Consider the following 17,521-nt stretch of genomic DNA (forward strand, 5'->3'; position numbering starts at 1 on the left):
GAAATACATTGAAAAAACGGTTGAAAGTACTTACAGGCTCGGCTTTAGCAACATCACTAATTTTAGGCGGTTCAATTTTGGCATTTGCGGCAGATGGAGGGGAGCATAATTCCTCTAGTACAGTGAAGTTCAAACCGTATACAGGAATCACGAAGCCGGTTGACCCGAATGATCCAGATAAAGAGGTGAAACCTGAAAATCCGGATGGTACGGATCCAAATCCAGGAACGAATGGTCCATTAAGTATTGACTTCGCTTCAAGTTTAGACTTTGGCGAAAATGAAATTTCAAACGTGGATCAAGTATATTATGCAGCGCCCCAGAAAGTTAACGTCACAGATGATCTAGGTGCAGTCACTCAGGAAAACAGAGCCAATTATGTTCAGATTTCGGATAATCGCGGGAGCAATGCAGGCTGGACTTTAAAAGTGAAACAGGAAGGCCAATTTGAAAACGATGCTACACTGAACCCTATTCTGATAGGAGCTGAAATAAAATTCACTGATGGTGAGCCAGTAACAAATATGGAAAATGTAACTGCGCCTACCGCTTCCGATATCACCTTAGATCCCTCAGGAGCCGAATCATTAGTGATGACAGCGGCTGAGGATACTGGTGCAGGAAAATGGCTTGATGTTTTTGGGACAGTGGAAAATGTGGACGGTGAGGCTAAAAATACTGCGATTACATTATCCGTACCTGGAAGCACTCCTAAGGATGCAGTCGAATACAGTACAAAACTAACATGGGTTTTAACGGATTCACCGACAAATAACTAAACTAATAAAAGGGGAGTACACTATGAAAATTGCAAAATATCTTGTTGCTTCAACGTTATTGGTCACAGGTTTGGGAATAGCGGGACAAGGAGCCTCAGCAGAAGGCGGAGAATATGAATCTGGCGGTACCATTACATTTTCGCCATATACAGGTATTACACCTCCAGTTGACCCAGAAAATCCAGGTGAAGAGGCTAACCCGGAACCTACTCCAAATCCAGGGACAAGTGGTCCATTAAGCATTGATTTCGCTTCATCATTTGATTTTGGCACTCAGGAAATCACAACACAAGACATGGTTTATAATTCTGCTGCACAAAAAGTCAATATTACGGATGACCAAGGAGGGACCACGCAGGAGTTACGGCCTAATTATGTACAAGTCAGTGATAATAGAGGTACTGAAACAGGCTGGACACTACAAGTACGACAAGATGCACAGTTTGAAACCACTGATAATGATGTATTGGATGGTGCAGCCATAAAAATCTTGAATAATGATGTAACCACATCTTCGACTTCTCCAGTACCAAGTACAGTCCCTGCTGAAATCGACTTAGTACCAGGAACACCGTCAATAGTGCTGGCAGCAAAAGATGCTGAAGGTGCCGGTACTTACGTTTCTCGTTTTGGTAAAGCAGATGATGGCAACATGGATAAAAGTGTTCAATTATCCGTTCCAGGCAGTACGACAAAATATGCAAAAGAGTATAATACGACACTTACCTGGATTCTGACTGACACACCGGCAAATTAAAGTGACCTTGGTGCATTCATAGAGAAGATGATACATCGTATGAATTAAATACGGTGTATCACTATTTTATGACTTGTAGAATATTACACTAGATTAAACTGGAATATTATTGAGCGGAAGAGCATGAACAACACTTTTTCAATGGGAATAGAGGTGGAAACATAGGTATGAGAAAGGGACGTCTAACATATAAACGGAGATCCAGAAGGGCTTTAAAGGATTATTCATATATAGGGGTTTGGGGCATTATATTGGTTATTATTCTGCAGCAAATGAATATAAATGGTTTTTTCAATCTTAAATCCGCAGCCGCCGCAGCTACTGTAAGGCTATCATCGGAACAAAGTACTGTAAGTCTAGGTGACCAAATGAGGTTAGAAGTGAACTCGACCATAGAAGAAGCTGGAATTATTTCAGTAAAAGTTCCTGAAGGGTTGGCATATGACCAAGATGCTACAAAGCAATCATTACAAACTAATGGTAGTCCACCCATGGTGGATTATGAATCTGCTAAAAAAGAAGTCACTATAGCGTATAGTGAACAACAAATAGGTGAAAATGAAGTTCATTTATTCTTTCAGGCCCAAAATCCCGGGAATTTTGTGGTAGCTGCGACATCTGATGGGAACCAGTCAAATGAGATCAGCATAAATATAGAGGCCATAGAAAAGGATGTACCAGATATAGAGGGTGGAACGATAAAGGAAGATGAGGCAAAGGCTGATGATCAAGAAATAAAGGAAGAGCCTGAAGAATCCAGTCAATTTGTTGGAGAGAAAGAAGAACCTGGAAAATCGGTCCAAGTTGAGGGAGAAAAGGAAGAGTCTGAAGAATCCAGACAAGTTGTGGGGGAAAACGACAAAACAGATGGTGAAAATGTAGATGCCGATCAAGGGGATGCATCAATTGATCAGAGTGATCAAGAGAAGGAACAGGATAATGAAGCTATAGCTAAAGAGGAAGAAGATCTTCCAGAAGTGGATCCTTCCAATAGTGTTGAAGGCAATATTATGGCTGATGCTTTATCCGCTGACGAAATAGACGTTGATAGTTGGGGTACTTTTGTAGCTGCGGTGAAAAACACTTCCATGTCTAAAATAAATTTAACTAAAGATATTGAAAATCCAAGTGCTCTTGGAGATACTCTAGGATTATCGACTTACCAGGTAACCAGAGATTTGGAGATTAACGGAAATGGACATAGGCTTTCCTTTAGAGACTCATCCATTTATTTAGGCAATCCAACCAATGGTATGGGTAACTTCCATATGCATGATATCGTATTGGCACAATACTATGCAAGTGGACATTCGGAAGATATAGTCGGCTCAAGGCTTTATGCCTCATACACAGGAAAATGGAAATACCGATTTGGAAATATTACTACAGAGCCCTCCGTACAAAGACTAGCTAGGGCTAAATATGCCGAAGTAACGGTTTATGGAGAAATGAATATTGATACACGCGCCGAAAATTTCTATCTGGGTAGCTTCAAAATGGAAAATGGCACGAAGTACGTCGGGAATGTAAATTATTATGATTTTTCGACATTTTATTACGAGTCCGTTGCAAGATCAGGGGATACTGGGGAATCCAGGGAATTTACAATTGGTGATGAAAGTATTGTTCAGCTAACTCAGTCTCAAAAATTAGGGAAAACCTACCCCGCAGTCTATCTGTATTACAAAGATATCACGGTAGGGGAAAACGCTAAGCTAGATATCAACATGCCTGGAAATGCTGTTAGATTCAATTATGGAAATGGTTCATTTACTGTAAAAGGCGGTGCTTACGTTAATTTAACAAGCAAGCAAACTTCTGGATCTGTTGTTGAATATTATTCAAGCAATAATTCCTTCCATGTTGCTCCAGATGCGGAATTGTATGTTATTGGGAATAGTTCAACGCCATTAATTAATTTAGGACCTCTTACCAGCCATAGGGGAAATAGCTTCACATTGGATAATCCGAAACAATATGATTTGCGGAATATAGGAAATAATACCGCGGTTGGTTTGGGGGCAAATACCTCTGCAACAGGATATGCGAATACTTTTGAAATCAATGAATCCGATATCGATTTATGGAAAACTGGCAGTAACGTTTTGGGGCCATCCGACTTTTCATATGCGGCAGTCGAAAACTTTACTGCTACCGGCCGTCATTCTAGTACTGCCGGCCGTCAAACGGTAGTCTCCTCTGAACCGGCATTACAATCTGGTTTCAATACAACGTACTATAGGCGAATTGCGGGAGTGAATACAAAACCTATATTAGAGTTTGAACCAGTGACAGATGCTGATTTAACCATTAAGGCAAGGGTGAAAATCGGGGAAACACCTGATAATGATGGCCTGGATGAGAACGGTGTCGTTCGTTATATGGATGTATATGCTTCCGAGAATCAGGCCAGTGTTGATATCACTGATACACATGGTATAGTTCATCGGGATTTAAAAACGGATGCAAATGGCTATGTGCAGTATATGGATTCGATTTTTAATGTGGGCGGCCAAAAGATGTCTGGGGTATCAACAAGAGGGCCTTGGGTACAAGATGGTCAATCCGAAACGACAGTATTTGATGTAACCCCCCCAACACCGGCAGAGGTATCACTTCAAGAGATTGAAGAAGGAACATATCAGATAACTGGAACTGCTGATGAGGTGGGAGCAACTGTCCTTGTTGAAATGGATGGGGATTCGTTAAAGGATGCTGAAGGGAATCTAATTAAAACGACAGTAGCGGAAAATGGAACATGGACCATTGATTTACCAACACCATTGGCTGTAGGCCAAACTGTACAAATATTACTGAATGATAATACCGGTGAAATTACAGGGTTATCCGATGTTCCAATAACGAACAATAGTATGGGGAATGTAAACCCGACTGTATCTATTGAATACCATGATGCCATTTTTAAAGCAGGTCCTTTATTTACAGTGGCGGAATACTCAGGAAGTTTAACATTGCTTGCCCCTGACTCTTTATCATTTGGTAGTGATGTTCAAATATCTCCACAATCTAAACGCTATCAAATTGAATCGATGAATCAGAAACTTGGTGTACAGGATGATCGGAAACATAAATCCACTTGGAAGCTGAAAGCAGCCTTAGTGGATGAACTTTACAACTCTGCTTATGATAGTACGTTAACTCTGGTTTATTCAAATAATGGTAGTGACACAGTTCTTTCAAATACAGGATCGCTAATTTATGAACATCTTAGTACCGACGATGAACCACTATATATAAATGACTTATGGTACGGAGACACAAAAAACGGCTTGTTTGTCGAGGCGAAGGCTGGAGAAGCTAGAGTCGGGGAATATGAGGCAAAGATTAAATGGTCATTGGAAGATACTCCAGCAAATGAATGAAAATGGATGAAGATAGTCAAAGAACCTTATCAAATTAACCTACTTGATATTTTAATAATACTGCTAACAGATGCCCCTGCAAATGGTGTTACAAGTTGGTGTTTGTATAATAAATGAAGAGATACATTGTAAAGTAAGCCGCGCATCAACTTGGAGGTGCTGTCATATGAAAAAGAATTCCATTTTCATTTTATTACTAGTAAGTTGCCTATCCATCATTTTCACTTTTTCTATCCTTAAGGCTTCGGCTGCGGAATTCAATTTTGCCGTGGAGACAGTCATTCCAAAAAATCAAGTGGATAAAAAAAAGACATATTTTGATTTGATGATGAAGCCAGGACAAAAACAAGTACTGGAAATCAACTTGCGTAATGATACAGAGAATGATGTTAAAATAAACCCGCTTATCCATAGTGCAACGACAAACCTTAATGGTGTAGTTGAATATGGAGAGAATGATATAGAATCGGATTCGAGTTTGCTGTACAAGATGGAAGACATAGTGAAGACGGAAGAGGAAATTAACATTCCAGCTAAAGGAAACTACAAATTAAAAATGGATGTAGTGATGCCAAAAGAAGATTTTGATGGTGTATTAGCTGGTGGCATAATCCTTCAGGAGAAAACTGAAGGTACTGGTGATAAACAAAAAGAGAATGAGAATAATAAAGGTTTGTCCATTGAAAACGAGTTTGCCTATGTCGTCGCCATTTTATTAAGGGAAAATGAAAATGAAATCAAACCGGAAATTCAATTGAATGATGTGTTCCCAGATCAAATAAATGCAAGAAACGTAATCAATGCTAATATCCAAAATATCATGCCCATGTATATGAATCAAATGACCGTGAAAGCAAAAGTGACCAAAAAGGGAGATAGCCAAGTCATGTACGAGTCTAATAAAGAGGGCATGCAGATGGCCCCAAACTCTAATTTTGATTATCCGATCTCACTGCATGGTGAAAGGCTTCAGGCAGGTGAATATACATTGGAAATGACCGCTGCCTCCATGGGAGAAGAATGGCATTGGAAGCGTAATTTTAAGATTGATGGGGGTCTAGCAAAGAAGCTTAATGATAGTGATGTGTCCATTCAAAAGGATTATACGTGGCTTTATGTAATAATAGGGGGCATCGTCATATTATTAGCCTTAATATTATGTGTTATTTTTATGCGAAGAAAGAAAAAAGAGAATGATGAGAATAAAGAACAAATAGCCAATAGATCGAATGATGTTATATGATTCCAAATTTGAGATGCTAAAAAAAAAGAAAGTTATAATATGTGATGTTTTAACAACCATTTCATTCTTTTTTCTTTTATTAATAGGATTTTTGTTGGTTCTATCCCCTTGGGTACAAGAAGCGATGATCAAAAAGGAAATCACAAAGTACAATATAGCTAGTTTTTCTGAAGAGGAAATCCAAGATAATATTGATAATAAAAAGCCTTTTCCTGAGAATGCAAGTATAGAAGCTCCCGATTTTCTAAAGGTATTAGCGAATATTTCTTCAGTGAAACGAGAAGACGTGATAGGTGCAATAGTAATTGAGGGTGATACAGTATCTTTACCGATCTTACATGGTACGAATACACAAAATTTACTTGTAGGCGCCACGACAGTTAAAAACGGTCAAGTAATGGGTAAAGGAAATTATGTGCTGGCTGGGCATCATATGAGAGATGACCGCCTGTTGTTTGGGCCTTTATTAAAGATTGAAAAAGGCGCATATATCCATATATCGGATAAACGGAAAATATTCACCTATAAGGTGAAAGAAAAGAAGATTGTCCATGAGACGGACGTTAGTGTTCTTGCAGATACACGAAGACCTGAACTTACTCTGATCACTTGTGATGTTACGGGGATCGATACGGACAAACGTGTCATCGTTAAAGCGGAATTAGTCGATACGAATGATAATTCCAATCAGGCTGAATTCGAGGGAAAGTATGGATACGGAATGGGTAAAGAGCCGACATTGCATTCAAGTGTCACTTATTTCCTTTGGGTTTTATTAGTGGTAGGCTTACCGTGTGTTCTGATGTTCATCATGTTAATCATAAAGAGACGAAAAGATGGGGCGAGATAGTGATATCTCGCCTTTTTCCTTTGTCCTCAAATAATTTTCAAGCTAGAGCGGATGGGTAAAAGGACATATTTTAATTTTACTTTTCGATATGAATATAATAATAAATACCTATATAAGCTAAATACTTACCGCTTTTAACCGATTAAATATGGAGATACAAAAAACAGTATAAGTTAGGTGGAAAAAATGATTATTTTGAATGAGTCCATTGTGTCGCCAATTCTTCTAAAGGTGTTGGAGGAACAGCAAATTCCAGTGCTGGAACAGGGGCAATGGGGAGACACATTAACATCAGAAAAGCTAAACATTCAAAAGGATACAGAATTTTTCATGTCCATGGAAAAGGACAAAAGAATTCTTACAAACTCTGAAAATGGCATAACATTATTAGGTCATTTTCAACCGAATAGCAATGAGTACATTTGGTCAAAGTTATTGAAGGATAAGAGTCAGGTGCGAAATTTGACGAAATCTTTATATCCTGATTTCTATTTCCAAGATATTGATTCATCCATAATAAGTGACCTGGATAAAAATCAAATACCGTTTCCGGTAGTGATTAAACCCAATATTGGCTATTCGAGTGTAGGGGTCCACAAAGTCAAGAATGGGCAGGATTGGGATATAGCCGTGAATCAGCTTAAAGCGGATTTACTTCATTCGGATGGATTATATGATTCAGAAGTGGTCGGTTCCCAGACCGTTTTAATAGAAGAGTGGATTCAGGGTGAAGAGTATGCCATTGATGGCTATTACAATCAAGATGGTGAACCGGTCATTTTGAATGTCTTCAAACGATTATTCAAGGACGATTACGATACTTCCGATCGAATTTATTATACTTCGAAGTTGGCCATTAACGAAATCTATCATGATGCACTAAAGTTCATGAAGAATATTCAAACGGTCCTTCCACTTAGGAATTACCCTGTACACTTTGAAATTCGCAAAAAGGAAAACCGGGTGATACCCATTGAAATCAATCCCCTGCGTTTTGCTGGGGCGGGTACAACGGATCTAGGTTACCATGCTTATGGAATGAATATGTATGAACACTATTTTTCAGGAACGAAACCCGATTGGAATCGGATATTGGAAGAGATGGACGATCATATATATAGCTTTTTCTTTGCAGAGGTACCACTGGAAATAAATCCGGAGGATGTTTCATGTATGGATCATGATGGACTGCGTCATGAATTCGAACATGTTATGGAATATAGGCAGCTTCCTTTTCAAAATGACCGGAGCATGGCAATCATCTTTTATAGAAGTGAGGATTTGAATGAAAATCTCCAATTGCTCCATTTGGACTTAATACCATATTTGACTATAAAACACCTGGTTTTCATCTAAGGGGGGCATCGAAATGAGATTTTCAAAGCTTAATCCTAATAAATCTTTGCTGGCAAAACTATTCTTGTTTTATATTATTCCTTTCGTACTTTTCGCAGGGGCCATGGGCCTTTGCTTTTCCTATATTACTAATAAAATGATCAATGAGAATGTCCTTCCGCAATTCGATGAACGCCTTTCTGAAAATGCCCACAGTTTAGCAGCGAGCCTCAATCCCACTTTGATAAACAAAGCTTCCGAACGGGGCGAAGAGATTAGGCGGAAACTAGATGCCTTTGTTGAAGATAAAAAGGGAATTGAATATGTTTATGTGCTGAAGCGGGAGAATGATGCCGACATGATTGCAGCCTTGAACGGCAGCGAGGACTACATGGTGGAGTCCCCTTTCACGCCGGAACAGGCAAAATCGATAAATGGAGACGAAGACGTATTAAGTGAAATATATAAAGATAAGTGGGGTACACACAAATCGTACTTTACGCCAATCAAAGGGACGGACGCGATTGTCGGAATCGATATGGATGCAAAATTCATCGATGAATTGAAAAGCACAATGATATTCTATAATATCTTATTTCTTGCAAGTGCCATTATATTAGGTGTGTTATGCGCCGTTGTCATCGGGAAAAAGATCTCGGGACCCGTCAATGAACTTGTTGGTTACACGAATGAAATGGCAAAAGGGGACTTAAGTAAATCGATTCCCGTTGGTAGACAGGATGAGATTGGCGATCTTTCAAATGGATTCGAAGATATGAGATTAAGTTTGGCCTATATTATCAAGAATGTCCGTGAACACGCTCAAACGATGAATCAAACGACAGTGTCCATTCAGCAATCATTTGAAGAGATGGTGGAATCCTATGGCCAGATAGTGACGGGGACAACGGAAGAAGCAAAAGCTTCAGAAGAACGTGCCCATCATATTGACCGAATTTCCAATATGATCAGTGACTTAACGGATACAATCCGTTTAATGAATGAACAAACGAATGAAATGAATGAATTTACCTTGCATACGAATACACTTGCTGAACAAGGAAGTAAACAAGTGCAAGATGTAACGAGCCAGATGAATAAGATCATGGAAAACGGCCAAGCGACTAAAGCCAATTTGGTGAGCCTGGAAGAGGATGTAGTGAAGATAAATGAAGTGATTGGCTTAATAAGGGTGATTGCTTCTCAAACGAACCTGCTATCCCTGAATGCTTCCATTGAAGCGGCACGAGCGGGTGATGCCGGCAGAGGTTTTGCCGTAGTGGCTCAAGAGGTGCAAAAATTGGCTGTGCAAACAGATGAATCCATCGATATCATTTCAGAGTCCATCATGCGGATTAATGAACAAACAGCCAAAGTCATCCAAAATAATGATGAAAGTTTTCAGGATATAGTAAATGGTGTTTCCTTAGTGGAAAACAATGGCGAGATTTTCAATAAGATATTTGAATCTGTAGAGAAATTGCTGAAAGGCACGGAACGATTAGCCGTCCATTCGAAAAAAATCAATGAGTCTTCGGATGAAAGCCTGGCATCCATTCAGGAAATTGCGGCGATTTCAGAAGAAGGAGTCGCAACGACGGAGCAAATCTCGGCAGCTGCCATTCAACAAAACACCATAATGACTGGATTGAAGGAACAAAATGAAGATTTAGCAAAAGAATCGGCCATTTTAGAAGAAATGGTAGAAAAGTTCATTACCGAAAAATAATATTTGATGTGAACATTTACAAAAACCTCTCTTACTTTCGGGAGGTTTTTGTAGACAAAAGGGTTCCATCTGAATTTTTAAACATAATTGATTGGAGCGGGTGTACGAGACTCCTTCGGGAAAAGCAGGCCCAAGGGAGACCCCGCAGGCGCTAAGAGACCCGAGGAGGCTTCCGGACCGCCCGCGGAAAGCGAGCACCTGGAGGGTAAAACAACGTTCCGCTTTACACCTCCTCAAAAAAATGTAGGCAAATGATAAATAACATCAAGTTTGTCTACAGTTTGATACCTCTTTAACTTTGTAAACGAGAGGTTTTTGTTTGGATGGAATACGTGTGGCAGGTCATGAAGCCATTACCTGAATAGATAGAGCCCATTGGTTAATGCTTGATTATAAATGAATGAATTTAAAGAGTATTAAAAATTCTGGAAAAAAGTTTCCCCAAACTATTTGCAATCGCTACCATTTAATGTTATGCTTAGTCTTAATTATTTTTGTTCGGTACTAAGGATACTAAAAGTACTACTTTTCGTTTTCGATGATGACTTAGAGCAAGGATAGTAATACATTGTGCTTAGATGCACTAGGAGGCAACAACAATGGAACAAGGTAAAGTAAAATGGTTTAACGCAGAAAAAGGTTTTGGATTCATCGAACGCGAAAACGGAGACGACGTATTCGTACATTTCTCAGCTATCCAAAGCGAAGGTTTCAAATCTTTAGACGAAGGTCAAGAAGTTACTTTTGAAGTAGAACAAGGTCAACGCGGACCTCAAGCTTCTAACGTTCAAAAAGCATAATTTCAATAACAAAAAAAGACGGATCCTTGTTAAAGGGTTCGTCTTTTTTTGTTTTGTGAAAATACATGACAAAAAACCCTGCTCAACGATGAGCAGGGTAAATGGTACAAGTAAAGTAAAACGCTTAAAAAGGTTTGACTAAGTATATCATAGTTTTTCTAAAAAATACTAAATTAAATATATTATACTTATCAAGGCATCAATAGGAAATTATTAAAATCATTGGATTGAAGGGGCGCGAAGGGATTTATGTCCCTTCTTTTTTTTCGCCTGAAGAATATGGGTTTCGGTTCAGGAGATTCATGGAGGCCCTGAAAAGAGGACAGCCTGCACTTTGTGTTCAGCAAAATTCCAGGGGAGCAGTTGAGAAGTGAAACAAAAAACGATGGCCCACATATAAAGACATATAGGTGCTTTCACTAAGCCGCTTTTGAGGAAGGAGAAAAGGCTCTTGTACATTCAAATATTGATTTGAATATTCAGGTAATTATGTTATATTATAATCAAACACAGATTTGAATGAAAGGTGTGAGAAGATGACGGAACTGAAAGATATATGTGATGTCCACCTGCATGATGAAGTGAAGGTTAATCGCATTCAAGAGGAAATGAACCAGGTGAATTTATCCAGCATGTCAAAGCTGTTTAAGGTTATAGGCGATGAGAATAGGGCAAAGATAGCTTATGCGCTCTGTAAGGACGAGGAATTGTGTGTGTGCGATCTGGCCAATATCATTGGTGCTTCGATGGCGACTACGTCCCATCATCTTCGTACGCTTTATAAACACGCAATCGTAAAATACCGAAAAGAAGGAAAGTTGGCTTTTTATTCTTTGGATGATCACCATATAAGGCAGTTAATTCTCATTGCATTAGAACATCAGCAGGAGGTAAGGGTCGATGGCTGAGTCCACATTAAAAACATATCGTATCCAAGGTCTATCTTGCACGAATTGTGCAGCTAAATTTGAGAACAATGTCCGTGAACTAGAAGGTGTGGAGGATGCCAAAATCAACTTTGGTGCCTCGAAGATTTCTGTACAGGGCAGTGCGACTATCGAAGAGATTGAAAAGGCGGGTTCTTTTGATAACCTGAGAATCCGCGGTGAACAGGAACAGGTGAAACAAAAGGAACCATTTTGGAAGCAAAAAGAAAATATAAAAGTGGTGTTCTCGGTTATCCTTTTGCTGATCAGCTGGATTTTGGATAATCGATATGCTGATGGAAGCATCGTGCCGGTAATCGGTTATGCGGCTGCAATCATAGTTGGGGGATATTCATTATTTATCAATGGATTGAAGAATCTTGTCAGGCTTCGCTTTGATATGCACACCCTTATGACGGTTGCCATCATCGGGGCGGCCGTGCTTGGTGAATGGGGCGAAGGGGCGACTGTCGTCATCCTCTTTGCGATAAGTGAAGCACTGGAAAAATATTCGATGGATAAAGCCCGTAATTCGATAGAATCATTAATGAACATCGCACCTAAAGAAGCCTTGATCCGTAGGGGGCATCACGAAATGATGGTTGCTGTTGATGAGATTGAAGTGGGCGACATCATGATCGTTAAACCGGGTCAAAAGCTTGCCATGGATGGCAGGATCATGAAAGGTGCCTCGACACTTAATCAAGCAGCCATTACTGGGGAATCCGAGCCGGTTTTTAAAACGGTTGAGGGTGAAGTGTTTGCCGGAACCTTAAATGGTGAAGGGTTGCTCGAAGTGGAGGTCACGAAGCGAGTCGAGGATACGACGATTGCAAAAATCATCCACCTGGTTGAAGAAGCACAGGCTGAAAAGGCACCTTCCCAAGCCTTCGTGGATAAATTCGCAAAATTCTATACGCCGGCCATAATGCTCATTGCCTTGGCCATTGCCGTGTTGCCCCCGATTGTGATGAGCGGGGATTGGAGTGAATGGATTTACCGGGGGCTAGCTGTACTTGTTGTCGGTTGTCCGTGTGCTTTGGTCATTTCTACGCCCATCGCCATTGTGACAGCTATCGGAAATGCTGCGAAACATGGTGTGCTGATTAAAGGCGGGGTCCATTTGGAGGAAGCGGGAGCCTTAAAGGCGATTGCGTTTGACAAAACGGGTACTTTAACAAAGGGCATACCTGAAGTGACTGATTTCACAGTGTTATCTGCTGAGTTGAATGAACAGGATGTGCTGGCTATCGCTGCTGCTTTAGAAAGCAGATCACAGCACCCGCTTGCCACGGCCATTCTCCAAAAGGCGGAAGACCACGATGTGGACTATCATTCTTTATTGGTAGAGGATTTTACTGCAATTACCGGTAAAGGTATAAAGGGGAAAATCAATCAAGGAATCTATTACATTGGTAAACCCCACCTTTTTGAAGAAGAGGCAGGTTTAGGCTTCTCTGATGATGTGCTTAAATTAATCAGCGGCTTTCAAAATACAGGGAAAACGGTGATGGTGCTCGGCGATCAAGTGAAGATCTTGGCGCTCATCGCGGTGTCTGATGAAATAAGGGAAAGCAGTAAGGAAGCAATTCGGAAACTGCATGCATTGGGCATTGAAAAAACGATCATGCTGACCGGGGATAATATCGGAACAGCTAAAGCTATCGGGGCGGCGGCTGGCGTTCATGAGATTGAGGCGGAGCTATTGCCACAAGATAAATTGACCATCATCAAACGATGGAAACAAAAATATGATCGAGTGGCCATGGTAGGCGATGGTGTTAATGATGCTCCGGCCTTGGCAGCTTCCACGGTAGGAATCGCAATGGGCGGGGCGGGTACAGATACGGCCCTTGAAACGGCCGATATTGCCTTAATGGGTGATGACTTATCGAAGCTGCCTTATACAATCAGCTTAAGCCGTAAAACATTAAAAATCATTAAGCAGAACATCACATTTTCATTGGTGATTAAAATCCTGGCCTTATTATTGATAGCGCCGGGCTGGTTAACACTTTGGATGGCGGTCTTTGCCGACATGGGTGCGACGTTATTAGTTACATTGAATAGTCTTAGGTTATTGAGAATAAAGGAATAGAGTAATATGGGCTCCCTGGTGCATCTTAAGGTGAACCAGGGAGCTTTTATTTATGGGCTTTCCAATTGTTTCATGTGAAACTTGAAAAAAGTGATCGGTCCGGTTATTTTTTTGGTGAATTTTCTTTTATAGTAAAAGGAAGTCCGATAAACTTGTGCAGCGAACGTTATGCAAGTAATGTCTGGTGTGCTACAATGTGGCTGGCTTTTAGGCAGTATTAGGTTTGTTTAAGCAATATAGGGAGTAAGGTATGTACGGAAGGGATTTGAAATGATGGAATTACAGCAGAGGGCAATCTTGGTTGGAGTTAATCTCAACGGTCAAAAGGATTTTGAGTATTCAATGGAGGAATTGGCCAATTTAACGGAAGCATGTGAGGTAGAGGTTGCAGCGACCATCACACAAAATTTGCATCGGGTGAACTCGTCACATTTTATCGGTACCGGGAAGATCGAGGAAGTGAAAAATCTCGTTGAGCATAAAGAAGCGAATGTCGTCATTTTTAATGATCAGCTCTCCCCTTCGCAACTTCGTAATCTGGAGAGGGACATGGATTGCAAGGTGATCGACCGGACAATCTTGATTCTGGACATCTTCGCGCTTCGGGCGAAAACGAAGGAAGCACAGCTTCAGGTAGAAGTGGCGAAGCTTCAGTATATGCTCCCGCGTCTCGTTGGTTTGAGGGAGTCATTAGGGCGTCAGAGTGGTGGGGTCGGTACAAACAAAGGTGCAGGTGAAAAGCAGTTAGAGCTTGACCGCAGGAGAATCGAGGAAAATATAAGTGTATTGAATAAAGAACTGGAAGCCCTTGTTGCACACCGGCAAACACAGAGGAAACAGCGGAAAAAGAATGCCATCCCTGTCGTATCCTTAGTCGGTTATACCAATGCAGGTAAATCTTCGATCATGAATGCCCTGATTGAGATGTTCCATCCAACAGCCGAGAAGCAGGTGTTTGAGAAGGATATGCTGTTCGCAACGCTTGAGACATCCGTCCGAAACATCCCGCTTCCGGATAAAAAGGAATTTTTATTGACGGATACGGTGGGGTTTGTGTCCAAATTGCCCCATCATCTCGTGAAAGCATTCCGCTCCACATTGGAAGAAGTGGTAGAAGCGGACCTATTGATCCATGTTGTCGATTTTTCTAATCCTGATCATGAGCATCAAATTGAGATAACGGATAAAACTTTAAACGAGATAGGCATTAAAGGGATTCCAACGATTTTTGCTTATAATAAAGCCGACCTTACCGAATTGGGTATCCCTCAGGTGAATCGTGGCTCTGTGTATATGTCGGCAAAAAACAAAGTTGGCATCGAGGAATTGATAGATCAAATTCGCAAGCATATTTTTGTCGACTATACTCACTGTGAAATGCTGATTCCATTTGATCAAGGACAGCTGGTTTCTTATTTCAATGAAAATGGTCACATAACCGAAACAGAATATGAGGCAACCGGATATCGAATAAAGCTTGAGTGCAAGAAAACGGATTATGAGAAATATAAACGGTACGTTATTCATCCGGAATGAACCTGCCTGTTGATAAAATGTTAACGGTTTGTTGATAAGTGGAAAAGTCGATTCTCTAATGTGGATAACTTTTGGTGAAATGCCTCCGTTCTGCACAAACAAAGAGAATAACACCACATAATATGTGAATAAGTTGTGGATAAAGGTGAAAAGGCCCAGGAAACCAAGATTTTAGTTTCCGGGCTTTTTTTTATGTGGACAAAGTGTTGATAATTAGGTATTCAGTACAAACCTTCCGAAGAATATCAATAATTATGATGAAAAGCATGTTTGAATGTAGAAAAATGACGATGTTTATCGCTTATTGTTAGGAAATATAACATGATTATTACATATTGCATAGCTAGCACATGGAAATACTTTACACTTTGTATAATGTAACTTACTTTTTAACATTATAAAATAAAGAATACTCAATTCTCTGATTTATCATCAGGATTTGAGTTTTTAAGATTAGTAGGGGGGTCTTTTGTGTTAGAAGGAAGCAGGGACCGAGGCGTGACCAGTGAGAGAATGATAGAAAATATTAAACAAAACGAGAGAATTTGGATGGGAAATCGCCATGACTGTTAGTTGAATAATGATGAAAACCATGTTGGCAATGCTTTCAATCGTTTGAATATTAGGACAGTAGAGAGAAACGCATGCAATTCCTCCCTTTTTATTTTTCAAAATAAATGTTTGGAAGGAGAAATAGTGAATGAGTATGACGAGCCCGTTAAAAGGTGATCTGGAGATTAACTTTCAGGAAGCGGAGAGGGGGTTATCCCCAAGGGAAGCTTTGGAAGAATCGAATCGATGTTTATACTGCTATGATGCCCCATGCATCCAAGCCTGTCCGACTGGAATAGATATTCCAGGTTTTATTAAGAAGATAGCTTCAGGTAATTTTAAAGGATCGGCCAAGACCATCATGACAGCCAATCCTGTCGGTGCCAGCTGTGCGCGGGTATGTCCGACTGAGGAGCTATGTGAGGGGGCATGTGTCCTGAACCATTCTACAAAGCCAATCATGATTGGCAATCTCCAGCGTTATTCCACAGATTGGGCCATCCAAAATAAACAAGCCCTATTCAAGACCGGAAAGAAGAATGGCAAAAAAGTTGCCATTGTTGGAAGCGGTCCGGCGGGTTTGTCTGCAGCAAGGGAGCTAGCCTTGCTTGGCTACAGCGTAACCATTTTCGAAGCTGAAAAGAATTCAGGCGGATTAAATACTTACGGAATTGTATCGTTCCGTTTACCTCAGAGCATTTCTTATTGGGAAGTTGAACAAGTAAAGAGTTTGGATGTTGATATTAAAACGAATACTCGGGTCGGGGTGGATGTTTCCGCAAATCAGCTGACTGCCGACTTTGATGCGGTCATTTTAGCGATTGGCATGTCCGATGTTCCTAAGCTTGGAATTGAAGGGGAGGACTTGGCTGACGTTTATGATGCAATCGATTTCGTAAAAGCAACGAAAACAGGGGCAATCACTGATAAATTCATTGGGAAGAAGATGGCGGTAATAGGGGCTGGAAACACGGCGATCGATGCCGCAACCTGTTCTGTACGCCTGGGCGCCGAACAGGTGAGCATTATTTATCGTCGTACACAAAAGGAAATGACAGCCTATGATTTTGAATATGAGTTTGCCAAACAAGAAGGTGTCGGTTTTCACTGGCTGACTGCCCCCTCCAGGATACTCTCGGATGAAAGCGGTCAGGTTACGGGCATCGAGTGCGTGAAGATGGTGCTTAGCGAGGCGGGGGAAGATGGCCGGCGCCGTCCAGTCCAAATTTCCGGATCAGAGTTCGTCATACCGGTCGATGGAGTCATTCGTGCCATAGGCCAATCCAGGTATGTAGGATTGATTGAACAGTTCGGCATTCAACATGATGATGGGGTCGTAACATTGGAGGGTGATTCCTACAGGACATCCAATGAAAAGATCTTTGCGTGCGGTGACGTGATCTTCGGAAAAGGACAAGGTGAGGCAATGGTTGTTTCAGCTGCCCAGCAGGGGAAGAAGACAGCCTATGAAATTGACTCGATTTTGATGGGCGAAGCGGTGGACATTGCTTAATAACTATAAAAATTAGGAGG

12 protein-coding genes are annotated in these 17,521 nt (G+C 40.8%); all 12 read left to right on the forward strand.

Going from position 1 to position 17,521, the window contains the following annotated elements:
* Positions 1–8: 8 nt before the first annotated feature.
* Positions 9–779: a WxL domain-containing protein gene (locus N0M92_RS20725; RefSeq protein WP_260287606.1), complete on the forward strand. Its 771-nt coding sequence runs from the start codon at positions 9–11 to the stop codon at positions 777–779.
* A gap of 22 nt (positions 780–801) precedes the next feature.
* Positions 802–1,536, forward strand: a complete 735-nt coding sequence (locus tag N0M92_RS20730; protein WP_260287607.1) for a WxL domain-containing protein — start codon at positions 802–804, stop codon at positions 1,534–1,536.
* A gap of 167 nt (positions 1,537–1,703) precedes the next feature.
* On the forward strand, positions 1,704–4,919 hold the full coding sequence (locus tag N0M92_RS20735; protein ID WP_260287608.1) for a pectate lyase-like adhesive domain-containing protein: 3,216 nt from the start codon (positions 1,704–1,706) through the stop codon (positions 4,917–4,919).
* Between the two features lie 166 nt (positions 4,920–5,085).
* Positions 5,086–6,162 carry a DUF916 and DUF3324 domain-containing protein gene (locus tag N0M92_RS20740; RefSeq protein ID WP_260287609.1) on the forward strand — a complete coding sequence of 359 codons (1,077 nt, stop codon included), beginning with the start codon at positions 5,086–5,088 and terminating at the stop codon, positions 6,160–6,162.
* Positions 6,163–6,286: 124 nt separating this feature from the next.
* Positions 6,287–7,012 carry a class A sortase gene (locus tag N0M92_RS20745; protein WP_260287610.1) on the forward strand — a complete coding sequence of 242 codons (726 nt, stop codon included), beginning with the start codon at positions 6,287–6,289 and terminating at the stop codon, positions 7,010–7,012.
* A gap of 186 nt (positions 7,013–7,198) precedes the next feature.
* Positions 7,199–8,368: an ATP-grasp domain-containing protein gene (locus N0M92_RS20750; RefSeq protein ID WP_260287611.1), complete on the forward strand. Its 1,170-nt coding sequence runs from the start codon at positions 7,199–7,201 to the stop codon at positions 8,366–8,368.
* A gap of 13 nt (positions 8,369–8,381) precedes the next feature.
* Positions 8,382–10,076: a methyl-accepting chemotaxis protein gene (locus N0M92_RS20755; RefSeq protein WP_260287612.1), complete on the forward strand. Its 1,695-nt coding sequence runs from the start codon at positions 8,382–8,384 to the stop codon at positions 10,074–10,076.
* Positions 10,077–10,675: 599 nt separating this feature from the next.
* Positions 10,676–10,876 (forward strand): cold-shock protein, encoded by a 201-nt coding sequence (locus N0M92_RS20760; protein ID WP_034304915.1) that lies wholly within the window; start codon positions 10,676–10,678, stop codon positions 10,874–10,876.
* 536 nt (positions 10,877–11,412) lie between these two features.
* The gene (locus N0M92_RS20765; protein WP_192207476.1) at positions 11,413–11,784 is read left to right on the forward strand and encodes an ArsR/SmtB family transcription factor; all 372 of its coding nucleotides are present in this window, start codon (positions 11,413–11,415) and stop codon (positions 11,782–11,784) included.
* Positions 11,777–13,900 (forward strand): heavy metal translocating P-type ATPase, encoded by a 2,124-nt coding sequence (locus N0M92_RS20770; RefSeq protein ID WP_260287615.1) that lies wholly within the window; start codon positions 11,777–11,779, stop codon positions 13,898–13,900. The genes N0M92_RS20765 and N0M92_RS20770 overlap by 8 nt, the downstream gene beginning before the upstream one ends.
* Positions 13,901–14,170: 270 nt before the next feature.
* Entirely contained in the window at positions 14,171–15,436 is a 1,266-nt protein-coding gene (hflX, locus tag N0M92_RS20775) for a GTPase HflX (protein WP_260287616.1), read from the forward strand.
* Positions 15,437–16,142: 706 nt separating this feature from the next.
* Positions 16,143–17,501, forward strand: a complete 1,359-nt coding sequence (locus N0M92_RS20780; protein ID WP_397443892.1) for an NAD(P)-dependent oxidoreductase — start codon at positions 16,143–16,145, stop codon at positions 17,499–17,501.
* The last annotated feature ends 20 nt before the right edge of the window (positions 17,502–17,521 follow it).

The organism is Peribacillus aracenensis (assembly GCF_025175645.1).
Taxonomy (GTDB): domain Bacteria; phylum Bacillota; class Bacilli; order Bacillales; family DSM-1321; genus Peribacillus; species Peribacillus aracenensis.